Origin of the sequence: Sulfitobacter sp. AS92 (genome assembly GCF_038900015.1) — a bacterium.
Lineage (GTDB): Bacteria > Pseudomonadota > Alphaproteobacteria > Rhodobacterales > Rhodobacteraceae > Sulfitobacter.
The window spans coordinates 296466-319606 of the sequence record NZ_JBBMQL010000001.1 but is presented as its reverse complement, the minus strand read 5'-3'; the positions used below and the strand labels follow the sequence as shown (position 1 = coordinate 319606).

Annotated in this window: 20 protein-coding genes; 6 read left to right on the top strand and 14 right to left on the bottom strand. The window is 58.4% G+C overall.

The genetic code is table 11. From position 1 onward, the window contains the following. Positions 1-42 precede the first annotated feature (42 nt). Complete coding sequence (locus tag WNY61_RS01535) at positions 43-441, top strand: response regulator (RefSeq protein WP_342849688.1); 399 nt, start codon at positions 43-45, stop codon at positions 439-441. Positions 442-769: 328 nt separating this feature from the next. Here WNY61_RS01535 and WNY61_RS01530 read toward each other — a convergent pair whose 3' ends face one another. The 11 genes from WNY61_RS01530 to cysQ form a co-directional block, all read right to left on the bottom strand. Then, complete coding sequence (locus WNY61_RS01530; RefSeq protein ID WP_342849687.1) at positions 770-2959, bottom strand: NADP-dependent isocitrate dehydrogenase; 2190 nt, start codon at positions 2957-2959, stop codon at positions 770-772. Positions 2960-3121: 162 nt separating this feature from the next. Next, complete coding sequence (locus WNY61_RS01525) at positions 3122-3778, bottom strand: membrane protein (RefSeq protein WP_007118341.1); 657 nt, start codon at positions 3776-3778, stop codon at positions 3122-3124. A gap of 84 nt (positions 3779-3862) precedes the next feature. Continuing rightward, complete coding sequence (locus tag WNY61_RS01520; protein WP_342849686.1) at positions 3863-5290, bottom strand: nodulation protein NodH; 1428 nt, start codon at positions 5288-5290, stop codon at positions 3863-3865. Positions 5291-5293: 3 nt separating this feature from the next. Next, complete coding sequence (locus WNY61_RS01515; RefSeq protein ID WP_342849685.1) at positions 5294-6991, bottom strand: beta-1,6-N-acetylglucosaminyltransferase; 1698 nt, start codon at positions 6989-6991, stop codon at positions 5294-5296. Then, positions 6988-7998 carry a glycosyltransferase family 2 protein gene (locus tag WNY61_RS01510; protein WP_342849684.1) on the bottom strand — a complete coding sequence of 337 codons (1011 nt, stop codon included), beginning with the start codon at positions 7996-7998 and terminating at the stop codon, positions 6988-6990. Before WNY61_RS01510 ends, WNY61_RS01515 begins: the two co-directional genes overlap by 4 nt. Positions 7999-8042: 44 nt before the next feature. Next, positions 8043-9239, bottom strand: coding sequence for a glycosyltransferase family 1 protein (locus WNY61_RS01505; protein WP_342849683.1), 1197 nt, complete (start codon positions 9237-9239; stop codon positions 8043-8045). Then, on the bottom strand, positions 9232-10215 hold the full coding sequence (gene galE, locus WNY61_RS01500; RefSeq protein ID WP_342849682.1) for a UDP-glucose 4-epimerase GalE: 984 nt from the start codon (positions 10213-10215) through the stop codon (positions 9232-9234). The genes WNY61_RS01505 and galE overlap by 8 nt, the downstream gene beginning before the upstream one ends. Positions 10216-10232: 17 nt before the next feature. Further along, positions 10233-11126, bottom strand: a complete 894-nt coding sequence (galU, locus tag WNY61_RS01495) for a UTP--glucose-1-phosphate uridylyltransferase GalU (protein ID WP_342849681.1) — start codon at positions 11124-11126, stop codon at positions 10233-10235. Positions 11127-11194: 68 nt separating this feature from the next. After that, positions 11195-12481 carry a glycosyltransferase gene (locus tag WNY61_RS01490; RefSeq protein ID WP_342849680.1) on the bottom strand — a complete coding sequence of 429 codons (1287 nt, stop codon included), beginning with the start codon at positions 12479-12481 and terminating at the stop codon, positions 11195-11197. Continuing rightward, complete coding sequence (locus WNY61_RS01485; protein ID WP_342849679.1) at positions 12478-13278, bottom strand: manno-octulosonate cytidylyltransferase; 801 nt, start codon at positions 13276-13278, stop codon at positions 12478-12480. The genes WNY61_RS01490 and WNY61_RS01485 overlap by 4 nt, the downstream gene beginning before the upstream one ends. Continuing rightward, the gene (cysQ, locus tag WNY61_RS01480) at positions 13278-14075 is read right to left on the bottom strand and encodes a 3'(2'),5'-bisphosphate nucleotidase CysQ (RefSeq protein ID WP_342849678.1); all 798 of its coding nucleotides are present in this window, start codon (positions 14073-14075) and stop codon (positions 13278-13280) included. Before cysQ ends, WNY61_RS01485 begins: the two co-directional genes overlap by 1 nt. Before the next feature lie 116 nt (positions 14076-14191). Here cysQ and WNY61_RS01475 point away from each other — a divergent pair, with 116 nt between their 5' ends. Beyond that, positions 14192-15016, top strand: a complete 825-nt coding sequence (locus WNY61_RS01475; RefSeq protein WP_342849677.1) for an ABC transporter permease — start codon at positions 14192-14194, stop codon at positions 15014-15016. A gap of 86 nt (positions 15017-15102) precedes the next feature. Beyond that, complete coding sequence (locus WNY61_RS01470) at positions 15103-15621, top strand: SH3 domain-containing protein (protein ID WP_342849676.1); 519 nt, start codon at positions 15103-15105, stop codon at positions 15619-15621. Between the two features lie 50 nt (positions 15622-15671). On the opposite strand, the gene WNY61_RS01465 is transcribed toward WNY61_RS01470, so the two are convergent. Next, complete coding sequence (locus WNY61_RS01465; protein WP_342849675.1) at positions 15672-16274, bottom strand: alpha-ketoglutarate-dependent dioxygenase AlkB; 603 nt, start codon at positions 16272-16274, stop codon at positions 15672-15674. A 207-nt stretch (positions 16275-16481) separates the two neighbouring features. On the opposite strand from WNY61_RS01465, the gene dnaK reads away from it, so the two are divergent. The 3 genes from dnaK (at position 16482) to radC (ending at position 20508) form a co-directional block, all read left to right on the top strand. Beyond that, a complete protein-coding gene (gene dnaK, locus WNY61_RS01460) occupies positions 16482-18401 on the top strand; it encodes a molecular chaperone DnaK (protein ID WP_342849674.1) in 1920 nt (639 codons plus the stop codon). A gap of 80 nt (positions 18402-18481) precedes the next feature. After that, positions 18482-19633 carry a molecular chaperone DnaJ gene (gene dnaJ, locus WNY61_RS01455; RefSeq protein ID WP_007118355.1) on the top strand — a complete coding sequence of 384 codons (1152 nt, stop codon included), beginning with the start codon at positions 18482-18484 and terminating at the stop codon, positions 19631-19633. 161 nt (positions 19634-19794) lie between these two features. Next, entirely contained in the window at positions 19795-20508 is a 714-nt protein-coding gene (gene radC / locus WNY61_RS01450; RefSeq protein WP_342849986.1) for a DNA repair protein RadC, read from the top strand. 19 nt (positions 20509-20527) lie between these two features. On the opposite strand, the gene WNY61_RS01445 is transcribed toward radC, so the two are convergent. Further along, a complete protein-coding gene (locus WNY61_RS01445) occupies positions 20528-22087 on the bottom strand; it encodes a phosphate ABC transporter substrate-binding/OmpA family protein (protein ID WP_342849673.1) in 1560 nt (519 codons plus the stop codon). 19 nt (positions 22088-22106) lie between these two features. Beyond that, the gene (locus WNY61_RS01440; RefSeq protein ID WP_342849672.1) at positions 22107-23078 is read right to left on the bottom strand and encodes a hypothetical protein; all 972 of its coding nucleotides are present in this window, start codon (positions 23076-23078) and stop codon (positions 22107-22109) included. Positions 23079-23141 lie beyond the last annotated feature (63 nt).

The window sequence follows — 23141 nt, the reverse complement described above, 5'->3', positions numbered from 1 at the left end:
CGGCCTGACACCCTCTCTTTTATTCAATGAAAGCGCATTGATATGCACGCCAAAGACACCAAAAGGCCCGCCGTTCTGATCGTCGAAGACGAGCCGTTGTTGCGCATGGATGCTGTCGACATGATACAAGACGCTGGGTTCAAGACCTACGACGCCCCCTCTGCCGATGCCGCGATAGAAATCATCGGCTCTCATGATGACATCGGCATTCTATTTACTGACATCGACATGCCGGGATCGATGGACGGACTAAAGCTTGCCGAATATGTGCGCACCGGGTGGCCTTCGGTGAAAATATTGATCGCATCAGGTGTAATCGGTGTCGGGGATGAGGAAATGCCCGAAGGATCGAAATTCTATGCCAAGCCCTATGCGACGAGTTTGATCATAGACGATCTGCGCACCTTAATTGCAAAGGACGAGACCAACAGCAGTTTATGACGCGAGGGGCAGTGAGCGCCACGCCCAAGGTTGTTGGACGGGGTGCGGGTCATCACGCGATTGAGCGCTTAACTGCCAGACGGCCGTGACGCGAAGCATTCGCCGCGCGTCGGTCTTTGTATCAACCTGAAGACGTTTCTGCATTCAGCTTCCCTCCGCTTGTCGAGACGGGTTCTGGAATGCCAAAGCCTTTTGATCGCCACCAACTAAACCTCAAGAGGTCGCGAACTATTCCGCTTCTGCGCTGGTTTGATCGCCCCAATACGCAGGACAAAATACGCCGCGTAGCTGGAATACCTACGCGGCGTATCGATGCATATTCGGCAGTTTAGCCAATAATGCTATTCAGCGTTTTAGACGGGCGCATCACGGCGTCTGTCTTGGCCTCATCCGTGCGATAGTAACCGCCCAGATCAGCCGCAGGGCCCTGAACCGCAGCAAGCTCGGCAAGGATGTCCGCTTCGTTGGTCGCCAGTGCTTCTGCAATCGGGGCAAACTGAGCGGCAAGCTCTGCATCTTTGCCTTGAGCGGCGACCGCTTCGGCCCAATAGCGCGCGAACCAATAGTGGCTGTCGCGGTTGTCCGGCTCACTCACTTTACGCGAGGGGGAACGGCCATTGTCGAGAATGCCCTGCGTTGCCACCTCAACCGCTTCGCCCAAGATACGGGCCTTTTCGTTGCCCTTGGCATCGGCCAAGAACATCAGGCTTTCCCCAAGCGCGCAGAATTCCCCAAGGCTGTCCCACCGCAGGTGGTTCTGCTCGACCAGCTGCTGCACGTGCTTTGGCGCCGAACCGCCCGCACCTGTTTCAAAAAGACCGCCGCCGTTCATCAGCTTGACGATCGACAGCATTTTGGCAGAGGTCGCCAGTTCGAGAATCGGGAAAAGATCGGTGAGATAATCGCGCAGCACGTTGCCGGTGATGGCGATGGTGTTCTCGCCCTTGGTGATGGTCTCTAGCGAGGCGCGTGTAGCTTCGCGGGGGGCCATGATCTCGAACTTGTCGGCCACGCCTTCGGCCTCCAAAATCGGCTTCACATAAGAGATCAGCTCGGCGTCATGGGCGCGGGTTTCGTCGAGCCAGAAAATCGCGCGGCAGCCTTCGGCCTTTTGACGCGAGATGGCGAGGTTGACCCAATCCTCAATCGGCGCTTTGCGCGCTGAGGACGACCGCCAGATATCGCCGGCTTCGACCTTGTGCTGGTGGAGCACGGTCCCGTCGTCGAGGATCATCTTAACGGTGCCCGCCTGCGACATTTCAAATGTAGTCGGGTGGGAGCCGTATTCCTCGGCCTTTTGCGCCATCAGACCGATGTTTTGCACGGTGCCTGCGGTCGCCGGGTTCAACTTGCCGTTCTCTTTGAAGAAGTTAATCGCCTCGTCATAAACCGGCGCATAGGAATTATCGGGGATCACGCAATTCGCGTCATGCTCTTTGCCATCCGGCCCCCAGCCCTTGCCGCCAGCGCGGATCAGCGCGGGCATAGAGGCGTCGATGATCACGTCCGAGGAAACATGCAGGTTGGTGATGCCCTTGTCGGAATCGACCATATACATCGGCGGACGCGCGTCCATGCAGGCGTTGATGTCGGCCATGATCTCGTCATTGCCCTTCACACGCTCCAGCAGATCGCCGAGGCCGGAGTTGGGGTTCACACCCAGCTCTTTCAGCGTCTCACCGTGCTTTTCAAATACGGGCTGCAGGAAGGCTTCGACCGCGTGGCCAAAAAGGATCGGGTCAGAGACCTTCATCATCGTCGCTTTGAGGTGCAGCGAGAAGAGGATGCCGTCTTCTTTGCTCTTTTCGATCTGAGTGGCGAGGAATTCTTTAAGGGCCGCAGCGCTCATGAAGGTCGCGTCAACGACAGTGCCTGCGGGGTAATCAAGGCCGTCTTTCAGCACTTTTTCACCATCTGCGGTCTCTACCACGATTTTCGCGCCAGAAGCTTTGTCGAGCGTGGCCGAAACTTCGTTCGAGAAGAAGTCGTTGCCAGACATTGACGACACATGCGTCTTGCTGTCGGATGCCCAATCGCCCATGCGGTGCGGGTTCGATTGCGCAAAGCTTTTCACGGCTTTCGCGGCGCGGCGGTCAGAGTTGCCTTCGCGCAGAACCGGGTTCACAGCCGAGCCTTTGATGGTGTCATACTTGGCACGAACGGCTTTCTCTTCGTCGGTGCTGGGGGAATCTGGATAATCAGGCAGGGCAAAGCCTTGGGATTGCAGTTCTTTGATGGCACCGACCAATTGCGGCACAGAGGCTGAGATGTTGGGCAGCTTGATCACATTCGCCTCGGGCGTCTTTACCAGACGGCCCAGCTCGGCCAGATCGTCGGACTGGCGCTGATCTGCGCTCAGGTGCTCCGGGAAGGTTGCCAGAATACGTCCGGCAAGGCTGATGTCTTTCGTACCAACGCTCACACCAGCGGCTTTGGCGAATTTCTGGATGATCGGCAACACGGACGCAGAGGCCAGCTCCGGCGCTTCGTCAACTTTAGTGTAAATGATGTCGGACATGATATGCTCCAAATTGCTGCATTTGCTGCCCTGATAGCTGAAGAGACAGCGAAGGTCGACGGTATACCGCAGTATGCGGTGGGGTCGGCCCGGGAAAATGTAGTGATCTAGCGGATTTTAGCCTTCGGGCAGGCGGTGCGACCGGGAAGGGCAGCGCTTTCTTTAGCGGGTCACGCTGCGCAGTTGTAGAATCTGCATCCCAATTGCCATGGCCGGGCCAATGCCCACCGCGAACAATAACGTGCCAAGGCCCAAGGTGCCCCCCAACGCCCAGCCAATCGCGACCACGGTCAACTCAATGCTCATACGCACCAGCGCGATGGGTTTGCCCGTGACCCGCTGCAGCCCCGTCATCAGCCCATCCCGCGGGCCGGGGCCGAGGTTTGCCACAAGATAGATCGCGCCGCCAAAACCTGTCACGAAGACTCCTGTCAACGCCAGCAGGGCATTCGCCAGATAGCTGTCAAACCGTGGCAGGATCGGCAATGCGTATTCCAGCACCAGCGCCACGATCACCGCGTTGAGGATGGTGCCAATACCCGGCGTCTGGCGCAGCGGGATCCACAGCAGCAGCACCGTCGCACTGATCAGAAAAGTCGCAAGCCCAAGGCTCCACCCTGTGATCTTGGTCACGCCTTCGGCAAAGACGGTCCAAGGGCTGACACCCACGCCAGCATTGACCAAAAGCGCTTCGCCCAAGCCGAACATGACCAACCCGAGGATCAAAAACATCATCGAAGCAAAGGGCGGCTTGAGGGTGAACGCCTTGGGCGAACTCCACCGCAGAGTGGGGACAGAGGTGACAGACAGAAAACTCACGGGGCGCGACCTCTGGCAATGCAATCTAGATGTGTTGTTGTTCCAGTTTACGCCAGACCCGGCAAGGTCAATCCACCCACAGGCTCAGCGCCAACGGGAGAAACCGAAAGTCATGTAATCTTTCTGATAGGCATCCGCGGCGAGGGCTTCGATCTCATCGTCATAAATCTCGTTGAGCGTGAAAGGCCCGGGTTCTGAGCCCGCTGACACAGCAGGGCTGGTTGCGTGCCCTTGGGTCGCGGCCAGTGCAGTCAACTCAGCGGACAAATCCTCTTCGCGGATGATGCGATCCGGCAGGCAGAACTCTCCAAACCCCGCGATCGCTTGTGCCTGAGAACACCATGCCGCATCCACCCGGATTGAGGTTTGGCCGGCCAGGTTGCCTTTGAGAAACTTCAGAAAGGCCACAAAGGCGGTGCGATGCGCGGCACGGTCATACCCCGCGTCGGGCCCGTCCTTCGGCAGCGGCATCTTGTAACGGCGGATCAGCGTGTTGCGCAACTGACGATAGCTGCCCTCGCCCGTCGTTAGGATATGGCGGCAGAAAGCGTCATGCGCCCGCAACACCGGATGGCGCAGCACGGTAAAGCCGCGATGGCCGGGCGCTTTGCGTTTCCACTGCCGCAATTCCTTTTGGGTCATCTTATCGCGCAGGGCTTCGCGTGGCACCCCATCGAGGGCGGCGAGCCAATCCAGCACCTGATCCTGCGGCCCGGATTTGATCGGTAGATAGATTAAGCCACTCGTCGCGGCGGCCACATAGGAGGGCACATTCGGCCCGCGCCGCGGCTCAAAATTAGGGGTTCGGGTCAGGTCGAAGCGGTCCAGCCGGGCCAGCGCCTCCAACATCTCGTCATAGTTGCTGACTTTGGCCGAGATCGGGCTGGGGTTCTGTTTCTTAAGGTTCTTATCCAGCGCCTCTAACTGCTCATCCACACCAAGATAGCGCGCAAGGCCGTTCATCACCTCAACGCTTTGCAGGTCTTCGTAAGCCACATAAAATGCCGTCTGGCCCGAGGTCTGTAAACGGTTAAGCAGGGTGATCTGAAAGCGCTGCAAGGCGTCCAAATGCGCGCTAAACTCATCAGCGTTAAAAACCGCCTGCGCCACTTTCTGCGCTTTCATATCGGTCAGCTTCCACTGGCCCGTCGCCTGCGCGATTTTCCAGCTGACGTAGCTGTCGACCGGATTACGCGTGAGCACGATCTTGGCGCAGCGCTGGTCCTTGATGATGGTATCAAAAACGCGCGGATCATGATCGTGGAAATAGCGAAAACCGCCCAAGGCATCCCGCTGCCCCCGGATTGCAGACAGCAGCTTTTTGGGGTTTTCGTCCCGCGTCGCCTGATCGACGCCAAGGATCGGTTCGCTCTTGGGGTAGCCCATGAAGAAGGGGTTAAACGCCTCTCCATGACAGGCGATCCCCGCGAAAGCATTCAGGTTCGCTTCAAGAAAGTTAGACCCGGTCCGCATCTCGGCGAAGACCACGAAACTGTCGAATTTATCGCTCATGGGTTATTTTACCAGATAGGGTTTCGGGGAAGGCTTGGCATCACCAGTCACACCTTGGGCGACCGGAAAATCACCCATCAGATAGGGATGCATGCCTTGGTTCTTGAGGTTTTGCAGAAATTGGCCGAACCCGTTCAGGTCCACCATGCGCGGCGCCTCTGACAGGCGGCGCAGGCGGGTGCGGCCAATCTCATCCAATATTAACTGCAAAGGCTCCATCGGTGCTTCGATAAATTCGGCCATGGACCAGATCCGCACCCGCGCCTTGGCAAAGGGTGACCGCAGAATATCCATATGCTTGCTTTCAACCTGCTGCAGTTTTGCGGCCCGGCGGCGGATATCGGCAAAATCGAGGTTTGAGCGGAACAGCGGCACCGCCCAAGCGCCAGTGATGACCGAAATCTGCGCATTAGGGTCTTTGGCGACACGCCAGTTGATGTCTTGATTGTCCATCGGGCCGAATTGAAAACACTGACGCTCGCCGCGCGTGTTCCAGATCAGATTGGCCAGAAATGCGCTGCTATTATGATCCCGCAGCACCGGATTATCCGACAGCGCCCCGCTCAACGCCGTCTGCCCATCAGCGAAATGCGCACGATCGGACGCAAAGAGATGGCCATGCACCCGCGCCTCGGTGGCGCGGCTCAGCCAATGCTCGAAATCTTCAAAAATCTCGGCAAAGCCCTGAAACATCGAATAGGGCGCGGCGGTGACACCATTCTCCCAATCTTCATTGGGAAAGCGGCTTTGCATATAGAGCCCAGCCCGGCCACGGGTCCGCCGTTCCACCGCCTTGGAAAAGATGCGGTCGATCTTACCGGGGTTCGGTTCGGTCCTTTTCATCGCACCGGCAGAGTCAGTCAAAAACGCATGATAAAGCCGGTCTGCATGCGGCCAAATCTTGCGTGCCACAAAACAGTCTGAGCGGCGCAAAACCTGGAGGTGGTCGTCGTAAAAGATATGCGGTTTACCTTGAAAATCGAACTTCGATAGGGTCAGCGACCGGCTTTCGATCTTGCTGGAATAGAGCCGCGCAAGGGTCTGGAAATAGCTCTCATCAGGAATCCAGACACGGCGAAAGAACTTGTCATATGTTGGCCGGTCAGGGTCTTGCAGGATTGCCGACAGGGTGCGCCGGGTCAGGCACCACCACTGCGACCCCATATGCGGCACAATTCCCCGCGGCATTCGGCGTTTAAGGGGCAGCAGGCGCTGTACCTCTACCGCGCGGTCAAACAAATAGCGATTGCGCCGCCACGAGAAAGGGAAGCGCAGGGTGAACCGCTCTTCATCCAGCCCGCCTACGGTCCAAGGTACATCTCCCGTGGTGGCGCTTTCGATGAAATCGGTCTGGGGGCGCGCCTCAAGATAATCGATCAATTCCTGCACCGGGCGCAGCGGCAGACAAGAGCCGGAGGCCAAATAGACATGGCGCACTTTGGGAAAGCTCGACAGCATTACCTCCGCCGCGCCTTGTGAGGCGGCGACTATGCCCCAAGTGCCCCACTCGCAACGCTTGCGCGGGCTGAAATGCACATCCTTCAGGTCAGAGAGTGCCGCCACGAAAGCGTCATGCGCGCGCCGGGGCACGGCCTTGTCGATATGGATCACCACCGGGCAGCCCGCCGCGGCCCAATGCCGGGCGACCTGCTCGGCGCGGTCCCATGCGTTGTGAACCAACATGACGATCCCGATGCTCATGCCCAGTTCCCCTTGGACATAAGCCCGAGAATCTCAAGCTGGCGCCAGTTGATGTACCGCTCCGACCATTTGCACCACAGTTGGGGGTCGTCCTTTAACCGGTCAGCATAGGCTTTGTATTCAACTGAAGCCGCGTAATGCTCACTGCGCTCCAACTCCTCTGCCGCTTTTGCGCCAAAAGTGTCGAGGAACTTGGCATGCAGCAGCACGCCTGAGGCTTTCTCTCCGCCCCATTCATCATAGACCTGATTTAACCCGCGCGGCAGCAGCATATGGGTCGAGCTGACATAGGCATAGCGCCGGTCCCATTTGACCAGCGGCACCTTGTTCAGCGCCGGTGCCTTTGCAGGCATGTCGGGGAAAAATACCCGCGCCCGTGGGCCGCCCTGTATCCAGAGGTTCCCAAACCGCCGATTGCGCGAAATGGTGTAATTGCCACTGTCGAACCACGAGGCAATCTCAATCGGGTTCTGCCCCGCTTGGTAAGGTTCCTCGTCCAGCCGCCCTTTGGGGTACATGTCCAGCAACATCGCGGAAAAGCTTTTGATCGACGACGCATCAAGCCAATCGGTCAACGCCCGCAAAGGCCGGGTGTCACAGAATGGGTAGACCAGAAACTCATCCGGATCGACCGTCAGCGCCCAATGGCCATGGGCATATTTCGTCTGCAGCCAATTCAGCCAATCCACCCCAAAACGCGAACGCTTATAGCTGGCCTCGGCGCTCCAGACCGATACATCAGGTTGGTCGGCAAGGTATTCAAGCGAGCCATCCGTGCTGTCATTATCGACGAAGAAGAAATGCCCCACGCCCATCTCGCGGTAGTATTTCAGGAAATAGGGCAACCGGATGCGTTCGTTGCGCTGCGTGCAGAAAACAAGGATGTCGTCGCGTTTGATCTGTGCGGTACGGTTCGCCACGCGGGCCAGCTCACGCCGCTTACGGAAGGCGCGGATGCGCCAGCGCTTGCGTTGCAGCCGTAACCGATATGACTGAATTAAGCCCAAACCGCCCCTTACCTCTCGGACCTGACCGCTCTTTTACTGCGCTATCACGTCGACTTTAACACGGTCTTGAAGTGCTCGGCCCAAGTTGGCGCGATAAAAGTCGTCGCAGGGCGCTGGTCTGGCGGAGTTTCGGCCCAATCTTCGATTGTTCTGATCCATGAATAGGGCTCGGTCAGGGCCGCGTAAACGGCTTTGTCGCCCAAGACCTCGTGCAAGACCGGTAAATCGTTGCATAAAACACGCGTTCCAAGGCTTAGCGCCTCGGCCGGGGGCAGGCCAAAGCCTTCGGCGTAGCTTGGAAAGAGCATCCCCGCCGCCCCCTGCACCAAGGCCGCGAGCGCATTGTCGCTAAGGCCTGCTATTTCCTGCACGGCGCCATCGGGTGGCAATTGGTCAAGCCGGTCGAAAACGGCAGAGTTGTTCCACCCCCGGCTGCCGCAAATCAGCAGCGGTGGGGCGGTCGGGCCCTTGGATTGCCATAGGTCGAGTAAGAAACCGTGATTCTTGCGCGGCTCTATCGTGCCCACGATGACGAAATAGGCTCGCTTGGGGAGCAGTCCGGCAGGCAGTTCCCCGACATCGGGGGAGGGCGCATCGACCCCCAGATGCGCAACCACGGCAGGCGGTATCCGCCCGCGCATCTGCGCTTCGCTGCGGCGTTGTGTGTCTTGCGAATTATAGATCACCAGATCGGCTTGCGCGCTTACCCGGTCAATCTTGGCCCGAAAGGGCGCAACCGTGCCGGGACGTTGATAGGCGGGATACTCCAGCGGGATCACGTCGTGGATTAGAACCGCAACCTGTGCCTTCGCTTCTTTCATTGCCCCGAAAACGCGATCGGTAAGATTACTATGACCTACGTTAAGATAAGCAAAGCCCGGCGGCAGATTGCGCCTGAGCATGCGCGGCAAGAAAGCGGGCAGGCATCGCGTCAACGCCAAGCGCCGCAAATCGCTTTCCGCCTGTATTAGGGCCACATTGCGACCCCGTGGCAGCCGCGACATTAGGTTAGCCCGCCCCCATGGCACATGCCCCATGAGCCGATCATGAAACGCTTGCATCCCCGCGCGATCCAGCAGGACATAGCCCAAAGCGGTTCGCGCCATTCCAAAGAGCGGCGCGTCTCGCCTTAACAGTTCTGAGAGATACGCAAGCTCAACCCGATCAACCCCTGTAGCGGTCCGCCCAACCCGGCGCAAAGAGCGCGTCAGGTCAAGCAACCGTGCAGCGGGTTCAGGCATCGTAATGTCCGGTTTGGTGCCAATGCCAGGCATCCGAAATCATCTTGTCCAAGGTCGAGCGTTCGGGCTGCCAGCCCAATTCCTCAATCGCGCGGGAAGAGCCGGAAACCAGCTTGGTGCAGTCCCCCGGACGGCGCGCGCCGATCTGATGTGGCACGGTCTGATTGGTTACCGCGCGGCTATGATCCAACACTTCACGCACCGAAAAGCCGCTCCCTGTGCCAAGATTGAACACTCGGCTCCCTTTACCATCTTGAAGCCATTTTAGGCCCAAGACGTGGGCATCGACCAAGTCACATACATGCACATAGTCACGAATACAGGTGCCATCGGGCGTGTCATAGTCATCGCCAAAGACGGTCAGCGCCGCCCGTTTCCCGGATATGGCGTCAAGCATGAGGGGGATCAAATGCGTTTCTGGTTGATGGAATTCGCCCACCTCGCCTTCAGGATCTGCACCAGCCACGTTGAAATAGCGGAAAATGACGTGCTGCAGACCGTGCGCTGCTTCGAAATCGCGCAGAATGTCTTCGATCGCACGCTTGGATGCCCCATAGGCATTGATTGGATATTGCGCGCTGCTCTCGTCTAAAACAACATTGTCCTGATCACCGTAGGTCGCGCAGGTGGACGAGAAGACGAACCGCTTGCAGCCTGCATCCACCGCCGCCTCAATGAGGGTAAGTGAACCGCCGACGTTGTTGCGCCAGTAGAGACCAGGCTCTGCCATGCTCTCACCCACTTGGCTGAGCGCCGCGAAATGCATGACGGCGATGGGACGATATTTGTCAAAGACCTCATCAAGCCGCGCCCGATCTTGCAAATCGCCTTGCTCAAATGGGCCGAATTTAACCGCATCGCGCCAGCCGGTCGCAAGATTATCGAAAGTCACGGGTGTGAACCCCGCCGCTTTCAACGCCTTACAGGCATGCGAGCCGATATAGCCCGCACCCCCGGTTACCAGTACGTTTTCCATGTCGCGCCTTCCTGAACTTACTGCGCCGCCCGATCGATTTGAGCGATGCTTTGCAGGTAGGCCGATAGGTCGTCACGCAGGTCCTCACGGGCAAGACCGAAGGCCACAGTCGCCTGCAAAAATCCAGCTTTAGAGCCGCAATCAAACCGTTGACCACGGAAGCGGAATCCATAAACCTCGCGGTCTTGCTCAATTTCTTGGGCAATCGCATCGGTCAGCTGGATCTCTCCACCGGAGCCAGATTTCAGCTTATTGAGATTTTTCAGAACATTTGGCGACAGAATATAACGCCCGATCACCGCAAGGTTCGAAGGTGCCTCATCAGCGGCGGGTTTCTCAACCATGCCTTTAACCTTCACCAGATCGCCGCGCTCTTCACTTGTATCGAGGATGCCGTAGGAGGAGGCACGAGACGGTTCAACCTCCATCGCGGCGACCATGCTGCCGCCGGTTTCCTCATAGGCTTCGACCATCTGCTGCAAGCAGGGTTTCTCAGCCGCGATAACGTCATCAGGCAGCATCACCGCAAAGGGTTCGTTGCCGATTAGACGGCGGGCGCACCAAACTGCGTGGCCAAGTCCAAGTGCTTTGTGCTGACGGATATAGGCAATCGCACCACTGTCCATATTGGTGTCTTGTAGGATCTGAAGAAGCTCGGTTTTCCCCTTCTTGCGCAACTCCTGTTCAAGCTGCGGCGCATGGTCGAAATAATCCTCCAACGCGCCTTTGCCGCGTGAGGTCACAAAAATGAATTCTTTGATCCCAGCGGCCCGCGCTTCGTCAATTGCATATTGAACCAGCGGCCGATCTACGAGGGTCATAATCTCCTTCGGCACCGACTTGGTGGCAGGCAGAAAGCGTGTTCCCATTCCAGCAACGGGGAAGATCGCCTTTGTTACCTTCTTGCGCATGTTAATCCTTACAACTTATTCGAAATATACAGAGCGCCACGGTCAATCTTACCGACGCTTTTCTACCGCTAACGATCATCGCTGAAACCACGCTGACTGGCAACTCGCCTGACTTCGTTTTTCAGCCTATCCCGCCGCCGATTTAAGCGAAAAACCGCCTCATTCCGCGCAGATTTTCCATATATTCCACCGGTTTGCAGCCAGATAGCGTCAGCGGGGTCGAAGGCAACATGGTGATACAAAGCCGTAGGCGAAAGACTGATTAAAGTTACGATTTCGCCGGAATCGACGCGCTTTGCAGCAATGGCGCGGTCTTTGGCCAGCTTTATGGGCCGCGTGAACATCGCCACGCTGCGGCGCGGACGGGCCGGAAATATGCGAAATGCACTGGCAGGTTCTTGCGCGATCATTCCAGCGCTGATGGGGCGCTCAACCCCTTCTGTATGCCCCTGATCTAGCCTGTGCAGCAGCCGGGCAACATCACGCGGCTCCAGTCCGCCACTCACCATATGACGCAATAACCGTCGGCGTTCATCTGCGCGCAAACGCGCCCACTGGGAAGCGCGCTCTGACTGGGGCAAATGTTTGCGGTGAAACACCGCCCAACTGGCGCCGATGTCAAAAAGGTCACGGGGGATCCGGTTGGCACTGCGCATGTGGTTGGCGGCAAAGCCATGGTGGACCTCGGCCAAGGGGGCAATCGCGGTAGCATGGCCCGCCCGCGCGAGACGCATGTTTAAATCGGTCTCGTCTAAGTAGTAGTGAAAGGCAGGATCAAAGCCGCCTAGAGCGACCAAGACCTCACGGCGAAAGGCCATGTTCGTGCCTTCAGTCTTGATCGCTCCGCCTTGCGGGGGCAGCAGAACGCTGAAGTTTTCTGGGTCAACGTCCAACTCTTCCGGCGTACCTTGTGCGTTTAGTTGACGCGCGCGATACTGGAAGGATATTCCGTTCCGCCCCCGGACAAAACCGGTCATGGCGGCGACTTCGGGCTGCCGCGCTGGCGCCGTTAAATGGCGCAACCACTGCGGCTCTGGCACCGCATCATCGTCGATGAAGGCCACCACCTCTCCCGCAGCCTGAGCGACCCCAAGGTTGCGCGCGGCAGAGATATTGGGCCTGTCAAACGCCACCAATTTCAATGCATTCGCAAAAGGCAAGTCGCGCGCCACAGTAGCCCCCGCAGGATCGGCCACGACGATGACCTCAAAGGGTGCATATTGAAGCTGTCCCACCCCCGTCAGGCAACGCCGCAATGCTTCAGGCCGATTTCGGCTGACAATCACGATGCTTACAGGCACGCCGCTTTCCAGTGCAGCGCTTTGCGGTGCCGCACTATCGGGGGTGGCTGTCATTCCAATCCCATTTTCGCCATCATAGCTTCGAGCTTTGGAACGTCTTCGGGGTTGTTCAGCTCCCAGAATTCGCGCCCCTTGGCTTCAACTTCGGCACAGAGAACCGAACGGCCATTCTCAAGGAAGCGCAGCTGCTCCAATCCTTCTAGCTGCTCCAGCGGGCCCACAGGCCAGCTTGGATATTGCGCCAAGGCTTCGGGGCGATAGGCATAGACACCGACGTGGTGGAAAACCGGGGTCGCATCTGTTTCTGCATAGGCCTTGCCAGTGTAGGGAACGACCTCTTTCGAGAAATAGAGCGCCTGATTGTCGGCACCGAAGACCGCCGTTGTGCCACCGACCCGGCCCGCTTTGCGGTCGCCCAACAGACTGTTCAGCGTAGCACCATCGCAGCGCAGCACCGGGGTGGCGATCTCGGCTTCGGGCATGTCATTTAGCCCCTGTACCAACCCTTCGACAAACCAATGCGGTGTCAGCGGTGCGTCGCCTTGCAGGTTCACCACAATGTCATACCCCCCGCCCAGCGCGGCATGAGCCTCAGCGCAGCGCTCTGTGCCATTGGCGCAGGCTTCCGAAGTCATCACCACCTCGGCGCCAAAACCTTCGGCGGCTTCGCGGATGCGGGCGTCATCGGTGGCCACAACAACGCGGTCCACGCCAGATACGGCGCAGGCCGCGCGCCAGCTTCGCTCAATCAGAGACTGTTTTTTACCCGAGGCACCAGTGAGTGCAACGAGCGGTTTGCCCGGATAGCGGGTCGAGGCGTAGCGGGCGGGGATGACGATGAGGACAGACATCAGCCCACCTTCAGATCAACGCCGGGCGCATGGGCGATAAAGAAAGGATTGGCGAAATCTTCTTTGCCGTAGGTCAGCGGTGTAAGGTCGTCAAAACGCACCACCGCGCCCCCAGCGCCATTCAATACGGCATGACCTGCGGCAGTGTCCCATTCCATCGTGCGGCCCAGACGCGGGTAGAGATCAGCCTCGCCCGTGGCCACAAGACAGAACTTCAGCGAAGACCCTGCGGAGGTCATGTCGCGGACGCCGTATTTGCCAATGTAATCGTCGGTCGCCTGATCGCGGTGCGATTTGGAGGCGACAACCATAAGGGCTGAATTGTCTGGGTTAGAGACAGAAATCGTCTTAGTCTCACCCAGCTGATCCTTGGCGAAATTGCCAATTTCTTCGACCGATTGACCATCGGCTTGGGTAAAGAACATCCGCGATTTGGCCGGTGCGTAGACAACACCGCGGGTCGGTATGCCCTTCTCAATTAGCGCAATGTTCACCGTGAAATCACCCCGGCGGTGGACAAACTCTTTCGTCCCGTCCAACGGATCGACGATCAGGAATGTGTCGCCCTTGGCAGAATGGGTCGCAGATTGTTCTTCTGTCACCAACATCATGTCGGGGAATGCGGCGCGAAGTCCTTCGGAAATGATCGCGTCGGCAGCTTCGTCAGCAGCAGTAACGGGGCTGTCGTCAGACTTTGATTTCACCTCAAAATCGTCCTGACCGTAGATCTCCATGATCTTGTCCCCGGCTTCCAATGCCAGCCGCCGCATTTCTACGACCAAGTTCTCGTAATTCATTTCGCCTCCGGCCCTGCGGGCTGTCGTTGCTTCGATTAATCATTTCCCTTATGCTTTGCAGCTAACGGAACAGCAAGAATTCCGTGCCACGTTAGGGCTTCGTCGAGGACGCGCGCATGTTCCAATCTAATAGAAAACCGAAATCCGGCATCGGGACCGCCATTGCTATGGCGGAGCTTATCTATCACTCCGTCGTGCGCAATGTGCGCAAGCAGCACAACAATGCTCTTATCGCCATCGCCATGAACATGTTGCAGACGGTGATGTTTGTGGTCGCTTTCTATGTGATGTTTTCAATCCTTGGTATGCGCGGGTCTGCCGTACGGGGTGATTTCCTTGTTTATCTGATGTCGGGGATCTTCCTCTATCTGACGCATGTGAAAGCCCTGGGCGCGGTTGCAGCTTCAGAAGGGCCGGCAAGCCCGATGATGCAGCACGCGCCTATGAATACGATCATCGCCATCGCCTCGGCAGCGGTTGGGTCGCTTTATATTCAGGTGCTGTCGCTCTTTGCGATCCTTTTCATCTACCATGTCGCTGTCACCCCGATAACCATTGACCAGCCAATTGCTGCCTTTGGCATGTTGCTGACGGCGTGGTTTACCGGTTGCGCGCTTGGGCTGGTGATGCTGGCGATTAAACCGTGGTTTCCCTCTTTCGTGACGATTTTTTCGACAATCTATCAGCGGGCCAATATGATCGCCTCGGGCAAGATGTTTCTGGCCAACTCACTGCCGGGCTACATGCTGGCGATGTTCGACTGGAATCCGCTGTTTCACAGCATTGACCAAGCGCGCGGCTTTGCCTTCATCAACTACAACCCACGCTACAGCAATTGGGAGTATCCACTTTGGGTGGGGCTTGTCCTGCTGATGATCGGGCTGATGGGTGAATTCTATACCCGCCGTCATGCCTCTATCAGTTGGAATGCTCGGCGTTGAGGCTGCTGGCAGTCCTTTTTTGTTTCTGGGCGCTTCCCGCTTTCGCGACACAGGATGCATGGCCCGCACTTTATGACGTAAGCAATGTGGCGACTGATGATGTACTGAACATTCGCCAAGCCCCCGATGCCGGCGCGCCAATCATTGGCAGCCTTGCGCCTGATGCCGAAGACATCGAAGTGATCCGCCCTGATGACCGTCATGTCTGGGGACTGGTGAACACCGGTAAGGGCAGCGGATGGGTCTCTCTGCGTTATCTGGCGCGGGCCCCCGGCCAATGGCAGGGCGCGATGCCTGCAGTGGCACGATGCGCCGGGACAGAGCCGTTTTGGTCGCTGAACGTGGAGGGTGAGGCGCTGATCTATACCGCGATTTCTGATAGTGCGCGAGACTATCGCCTTACGCAATCCGGTCCCGCACAAGGGCGGCGGGACAGTTTTCACTTGATTGCAGAGGGACCAAACGGCACGGCCATCGCCACAGTGTCGGCCCGCGCCTGTAGCGATGGCATGTCAGACCGAGCCTATGGGTTGGCGGTCGATCTCCTTTTGCAGGGGGGTGACGGTTGGCAACATCAGACGGGGTGCTGTTCGCTCGGCCGCTAATGCCCGGACTTTTTAAAAAAGTCCGTAACCGTTTTCTTTTAAAGAAAACGTCACTCCACCACCCGCAGCGTCAGATTGATCCGCCCGCCTTTGGGCAGCAGCGTCGATGTGCCGGGCTTGATCCGGTCCACCCCATGATAGGTCAGCCGCGCGTCACCGCCCATCACCACCACATCCCCCGATTGCAGCCAGATCGATTCCGTCTTGCCGCCGCGCGTTAGGTTGCCAATGCGGAACAGCCCGTCGTCCCCTAACGACACCGACACCACGGGCCACTGAAAATCGGCCTCATCCCGGTCCTGATGCAGCCCCATGCGCGCATCTGCGTCATAGTAGTTTATCAAGCAACATTCAGGCCGCCGCTCTAGCCCCGTCAATTGATCCCAGATTGCCAGTATCGGCGCGGGGATCTCTGGCCAAGCCTGACCGTCCGGGTGTTCGGTAACATAGCGATAGCCGCGCCGGTCCGAAAACCAGCCATAGCGCCCGGCGGCTGTCATACGGACAGACATACGCCCACCGCGCGGCACCTCAGGGCGAAAGAACGGCGCTTGACGCACCACGCCGCGCACCGCCTCCAGCACCTCCTGCTGGGCGGCCCTTCCCAGAAACTCCTTGTGAATATCAAAGCCGCGCAGGCGCAAAGCAGTCATTCTTCGTTCTTCCTCACTCGTTTGGCAAAAACATCACGGAATCGCGACCATCCTGACCAGCCAATGGTTGCAGGGTGCAAATACCCTCCCTATATACGCTCCGAACCGTCGAAGGCACGTGGTCTTCGATGTCATCAGATCGGGGCAGGATGCCGAAACGGGTCCGCGCCTCGTGTCATCGCCTTAGATTCAAAGAGGGATCGAAACATGTCCAAAGTAATCGGTATTGACCTTGGCACCACCAACAGCTGTATCGCCATCATGGATGGCAGTCAGCCTCGTGTGATCGAAAACGCTGAAGGCGCGCGCACCACGCCGTCCATCGTTGCCTTCACCGACGATGAGCGCCTTGTCGGCCAGCCGGCGAAGCGCCAGGCGGTCACCAACCCAGAAAACACTGTCTTCGGCGTCAAGCGCCTGATCGGCCGCCGCAACGACGATGCGGATCTGGCCAAAGACAAAAAGAACATGCCGTTCAACGTCATCGATGGCGGCAACGGCGACGCATGGGTGCAAGCCCGTGGTGAGAAATACTCCCCCAGCCAAATCTCGGCCTTCATCCTTGGTAAGATGAAAGAAACCGCAGAGAGCTATCTGGGTGAGGAAGTCACGCAGGCCGTTATCACCGTGCCCGCTTACTTCAACGACGCCCAGCGTCAGGCAACCAAAGACGCCGGTAAAATTGCCGGTCTCGAAGTGCTGCGGATCATTAACGAGCCGACAGCAGCCGCGCTGGCCTACGGCCTCGACAAAGAGAACACGCAAACCATCGCGGTCTATGACCTTGGCGGCGGTACATTCGACGTGACCATCCTTGAGATCGACGACGGCCTGTTCGAAGTGAAATCCACCAACGGCGACACGTTCCTCGGCGGTGAAGACTTTGACATGCGCATCGTCAACTACCTTGCGGATGAGTTCAAAAAGGCCAACGGCGTTGACCTGACGCAAGACAAGATGGCGCTGCAGCGTCTGAAAGAAGCTGCCGAGAAAGCCAAGATTGAGCTTTCCTCCTCCAGCCAGACCGAGATCAACCAGCCCTTCATCTCGATGGGCAAGGACGGCTCGCCGCTGCACATGGTCATGAAGCTGACCCGCGCCAAGCTGGAAAGCCTCGTTGGCGACCTGATCAAAGCGTCGATGAAGCCCTGCGCCGCAGCGCTGAAGGATGCGGGCCTCTCGGCTTCCGACATCGACGAAGTCGTGCTGGTCGGTGGTATGACCCGTATGCCGAAAGTCGCAGAAGAAGTGACGAAGTTCTTCGGTAAAGAGCCGCACAAGGGTGTGAACCCTGACGAAGTTGTGGCCCTTGGTGCCGCCATTCAGGCCGGTGTTCTGCAAGGCGACGTCAAGGACGTGGTTCTGCTGGACGTGACCCCGCTGTCCTTGGGCATTGAAACCCTTGGTGGCGTCTTCACCCGCCTGATCGACCGTAACACCACGATCCCGACGAAGAAGTCTCAGGTCTTCTCGACCGCCGAAGACAACCAGAACGCTGTGACCATTCGGGTTTTCCAAGGTGAGCGTGAGATGGCAGCCGACAACAAGATGCTCGGTGCCTTCAACCTTGAAAACATCCCGCCTGCCCCACGCGGCATGCCGCAGATCGAAGTGACCTTTGACATCGACGCCAACGGCATCGTGTCAGTGGGCGCGCTCGACAAAGGCACCGGCAAAGAGCAAAAGATCACGATCCAAGCGTCGGGTGGTCTGTCGGATGCGGATATCGACAAGATGGTCAAGGACGCGGAAGAGAATGCCGAGGCGGACAAGTCCCGTCGCGAGCTGATCGAAGCGAAAAACCAGGCGGAATCGCTGATCCACTCGACCGAAAAGTCGCTGGAAGAGCATTCCGACAAGGTTGACCCAACCACCGTCGAAGCGATCGAGCTGGCCATTGCCGCGCTGAAGGACGAGCTGGAGACAGACAACGCCGACAAGATCAAATCCGGCATCCAGAACGTCACCGAAGCGGCCATGAAACTGGGCGAAGCGATCTACAAAAACGCTCAGGAAGAAGGCAACGACGACACCGCACGGCCTTCGGACGCTCAGCAATCGCAGGGTGGCGACGACGACATCCTTGACGCCGAGTTCGAAGATCTGGACGACGACAAGCGCGCGTAAGCGTGAAACGGAACCTGTGAAAGGGCCGGTCCGTCAGACGGGCCGGCCCATCACGTTCCAGCGCAGGAGCATGATAACCCATGGCAAAACGTGACTACTACGAGGTGCTTGGCGTTGCCAAAGGGGCCTCTGCCGACGAGATCAAGAAGGCCTACCGCAGCAAGGTCAAAGACCTTCACCCCGACCGCAACAAAGACAACCCAAACGCCGAAGCCCAGTTCAAAGAAGTGGGCGAAGCGTATGACGTGCTGAAAACCGACGACAAGAAAGCGGCCTATGATCGCTACGGCCACGCCGCCTTTGAAGGTGGCATGGGTGGCGGTCGTCCCGGCGGCGGCATGGGCGGCGGTCAGGGCGACTTCTCTTCGGCCTTTTCCGATGTATTCGACGATCTCTTCGGTGACTTTATGGGTCAGCGTGGGGGTGGCGGCGGTGGCCGTCGCGCCGCGCGCGGGGCCGATTTGCGCTATAATCTGCGCATCTCGCTCGAAGATGCCTTTTCGGGCATGCAAAAGTCGATCACCGTTCCGGCCTCTGTCCAGTGCGATTCATGTGACGGCAGCGGTGCCGAGGGCGGCGCAGAGCCTTCGACCTGTCCGACCTGTTCGGGCATGGGCAAGGTGCGCGCACAACAGGGTTTCTTCACTGTTGAACGCACCTGTCCCACCTGTTCCGGCATGGGTCAGATCGTCAAGAATCCTTGCAAGAAATGCCGCGGCGCGGGCCGTGTTGAGAAAGAGCGCACGCTCTCGGTCAACATCCCCGCAGGCGTTGAAACCGGCACCCGTATCCGGCTTGCCGGTGAGGGCGAAGCGGGCATGCGCGGCGGACCGTCGGGTGACCTCTATATCTTTATCGAGGTGGCCGATCATGAGCTCTTTGAGCGTGACGGGCCGAACCTGTTCTGCCGTGTCCCCGTGTCGATGAGCACCGCCGCTTTGGGGGGTAATATCGAAGTGCCCACCATCGACGGTGGCCGTGGCCGCGTGCAGATCCCGGCAGGCAGCCAATCGGGTCGCCAGATGCGCCTGCGTGGCAAGGGCATGCCCCCGCTGAGGGGCGGTGGCGTCGGTGATATGATCATCGAACTTGCGGTTGAAACCCCAGTCAACTTGACCAGCCGTCAGAAAGAACTGCTTCAGGAGTTTGCGGGCGAAGCCCAGAACAACAATCCCGAAAGCAGCAATTTCTTCTCTTCTGTCAAATCCTTTTGGGATTCGATGAAGGGTTAAATCTGTCGGGCGAGGCGTGTCGCGCCTTGCCCGCAACCCTAGATGTAGAAGTTAAATAGCACGTGAAAACGCTGTTAACCGAATCCTAACCACCTTCGCGCAAAATTCTGGGCATGACCCGTATCCCGAGAACCCTTGCTGATCAGCCCCTTCCCTTCCTCATGGACGAAGCGCGCAAACCGCCGTCCAACACGGGCAAGCAACCCTCTTATATCGCAGATCACCGACAGCGTTTGCGCAGCCGTTTCATCGACGGCGGCGCAGCGGCTATGCCGGATTATGAGATGCTGGAACTCGTTCTTTTCCGCGCGATTCCGCGCCGGGACGTCAAACCGCTGGCGCGCGAATTGCTGGACAGATTCGGCGATTTTAACCGCGTTATCACAGCCCCCGCCGCCCGCTTGCGCGATGTCAAAGGCATCGGAGAAGCGGTAATCGTCGAGCTTAAGATCGTTGAGGCAGCAGCCCAAAGGCTGGCCCGCGCCAAGGTTCTCAAGCGGCATGTCGTGGCCTCTTGGGACGCCTTGCTGGACTACTGTCACACCACCATGGCCCATCTGGAAACAGAGCAGTTTCGCGTTCTATATCTCGACCGGAAAAACATTCTCATCGCGGATGAAGAACAAGCCAAAGGCACGGTCGACCATGTGCCGGTCTACCCCCGCGAAGTTGCCAAACGCGCGCTAGAATTGAATGCCAGCGCGATTATCCTCGTGCACAACCACCCGTCTGGGGATCCCAGCCCGTCACGTTCGGATATCGACATGACAAATCAGGTCGCCACCGCCTGCGACGCACTGGGGCTGACCTTGCATGATCACCTAATCATCGGCAAATCACGCGAATTGAGTTTCCGGAACGAGGGTCATCTTTAGGACGGCGCGCTGCATCCCCTTATCGCACCCAAACCTCTACCCGACGGTTGGCCTGGCGGCCCCACTCACTGTCATCACAGGCAATCGGCATGGCCTCACCAAAGGCATCCACCCGCAGATCGATGCGCGACAGATTGGCGGTAACTGCTGCTGCGCTGACAGCGCGTTGCACAGCCTCAGCCCGGCGCAGGGCGATCTCGCGATTGGTCCTTGCTGCGCCTTCACCATCGCTAAAGCCCACAAACATCAACCGCCGTGCGTCATACTGCCCCTGCTCCATCGCCCGCGCCAACTGCTGGACGTTGGACCGTGACTGCGCATCCAGCCGGATAGAGCCTGCCTCGAACCGAAACGAAGTCGTTAGCCGCGCCATGGGCACCAACGTCGCCGTCATGCGCTGCAACTCTCCTAACGGCGTTTCGATACCGGCGGTGATAATCGCATTGGCAAAGCGGTTGCCCTGTTCCTCAACCGGTATTTCTTCAGGTGTTTGATCCACAAAACCGGCACGCCGAATAACGATCTGGGCCGAAGGACTGCGGGTAAAGGCCAGAAACTCTCGCGTGATGAGGGGCAATCGGCGGGCGGGGAAGTAAAGGAACATCGGCGCGGTCAGCGGGTAATCTTCGGTCTTGATCGTACGCCGGGCGGCATCGAGCGCAAAGCCGCAGTTGCCGCCGAGGGTCAGCACCTCTGTCCCGCCCTGCTCGGCATAGCTGGTGATGCCTAGGGCAAAGACATCCCGCGCCACGGCATCGGCAAGGCTTTCGGGCATCGCATGACGGATTACATCGGCGCTCAGTTCCAGTCCCGCAGGGGTCAACACCTGATCAACGATGGCTTGGCTGAGCCCGCCATTCGCTGTCGGCATGTGTAGCTCAATAGGGGCATCCGGCCCACCAAGGCGCTGCCAATTCTTAATCTCCCCCGCAAACACCCGCGCCAAAGTGAGCGGGGAAATTTGTTTTACCGGATTGGACGGTGCCACCACGGGTACCACGGCATCCAAGGCCAGAACCCGGCTGCGGTTGGCCCCTGTCAAATCGCCCAAACCAGCCTCACGCGCGTTGATCCGCTCTTCCCGGCGCACCTCGCGCAAGGCCATAACCACATCAGCTTCGTCCGCCAAAAGATCGGCAAAACCCTCGTTGGTGTTGGTCGCCCGAAAATCAAAACGTGCAGCCAGCTTGCTGTCGTCCTTACGCGTAAGCAGCAGCGCGAAACGCCCGCCTTCACCCTCTTCGCGGCCGACTGCATAGCCCTGCCGCTCTGCGAAGGCGTCGATCAGCGCGGGCATCAACAGGGCCCCCATGGTGGCAGAGCCCGAAAAGCGTACTTCGGCGACGAAGTCCTCGAGGTTGGGGCATCCCGGCCCGGTGCAGGACACGCCACTGCTGTCGACGGTTAGCTCGCCATAGTCGGTGTCGACCCGATAGAATTCGCCATCAAAGCCCAGCATAGTGCCGCTAATCTCGACACTGCCATCGCGTGAGGTGAGTGCGACATCCTGTGCCGCCAGCGTTCCCGCAGTAAAAAGCAAAAGTGCGGCGCTGATCGCCGCACGTTTTAACCCGTTCATCAAGACCTACCCGGTTGCGTTAGTTCTGCGCGACTTTCAGGTCTTGGAGCAAATTATTCAACACCAGAAAGTTGCCAACCGCATCACAGTCCGGCACGGCGAAGGTCAGGTTTTGGGTTTTCACCTGGTCGCTGCCGCGCAATTCCAGCGCTTGCGCTTCGATCTCAAGGCCGCAATTGGCCTCGCTGACCTCAGCCTCAACACTCAACGCGACATCGCCTTCCTGCGCCGCTGTGGCGACCGGGAAGCTATAGACCTCGGCCATCAGAGGGTCGGAGGTGTTGGTGTCGCCGTTACGCGTCATGAAGCCACCCTCGCCAAGCACAGCCGCGGTCATATCGCGCGGCGCGCCGGACCAGACATGGCCCGCATCCCCGTAATCCGCGCCGAATTCACGGGCATGAAGCTCAAAGCCCGCCGCGCCTTTCCACTGCAGCACGATACGGTTGAAGCCAGACAATTCTGACACCGAAGTTTGCGCCACAGCGCCGTCGCCGTTGCCAAAGGCAAGGATGAAGACAGCTTCTTCTGACAAGGCGGGCACGGTGACACGCAACTGGCCTTTGTCGTCGGTCACTTCGGTAAAGATCATCCCGTTATGATGCACGGTCAGCCGCTCGTTGGGCAGGCACGCGGCGTCTAGCGTCAGTTTTACCATCGCTGCAGCCACGGCTTCGGCCTCGGCAGTGATATCGCAAGCCGCGGTGATTGCGACGCTGTGGCTATCTGGCGCGGGCGGCAGGCTTTGTGGCGCCGCGGCCTTGATCACCTGATTATCCAGCGCGGGAAGTGCAATGGGACTGTCGAATGCTGCCGAGGTCAGGGTGATGCCCTCAACCTCCAACAAAGCGCCGTTGTCGGCCACGGGGTGTCTCGCCTCAGCCGATCCATAGCGTTGTTGCGCCGAGTTAGAGCTTTGCATGACAAAGCCGATGCCCACGGCACAGGCCAAAGTGCCGACAGCCGTCAGAATTTCTTTAGTGCGCCGCATGACAAGTCCCCTTCAACGGATTCGTTGGAGACTTTATGCGCGGAGATCAGGGCCGGGGTATGG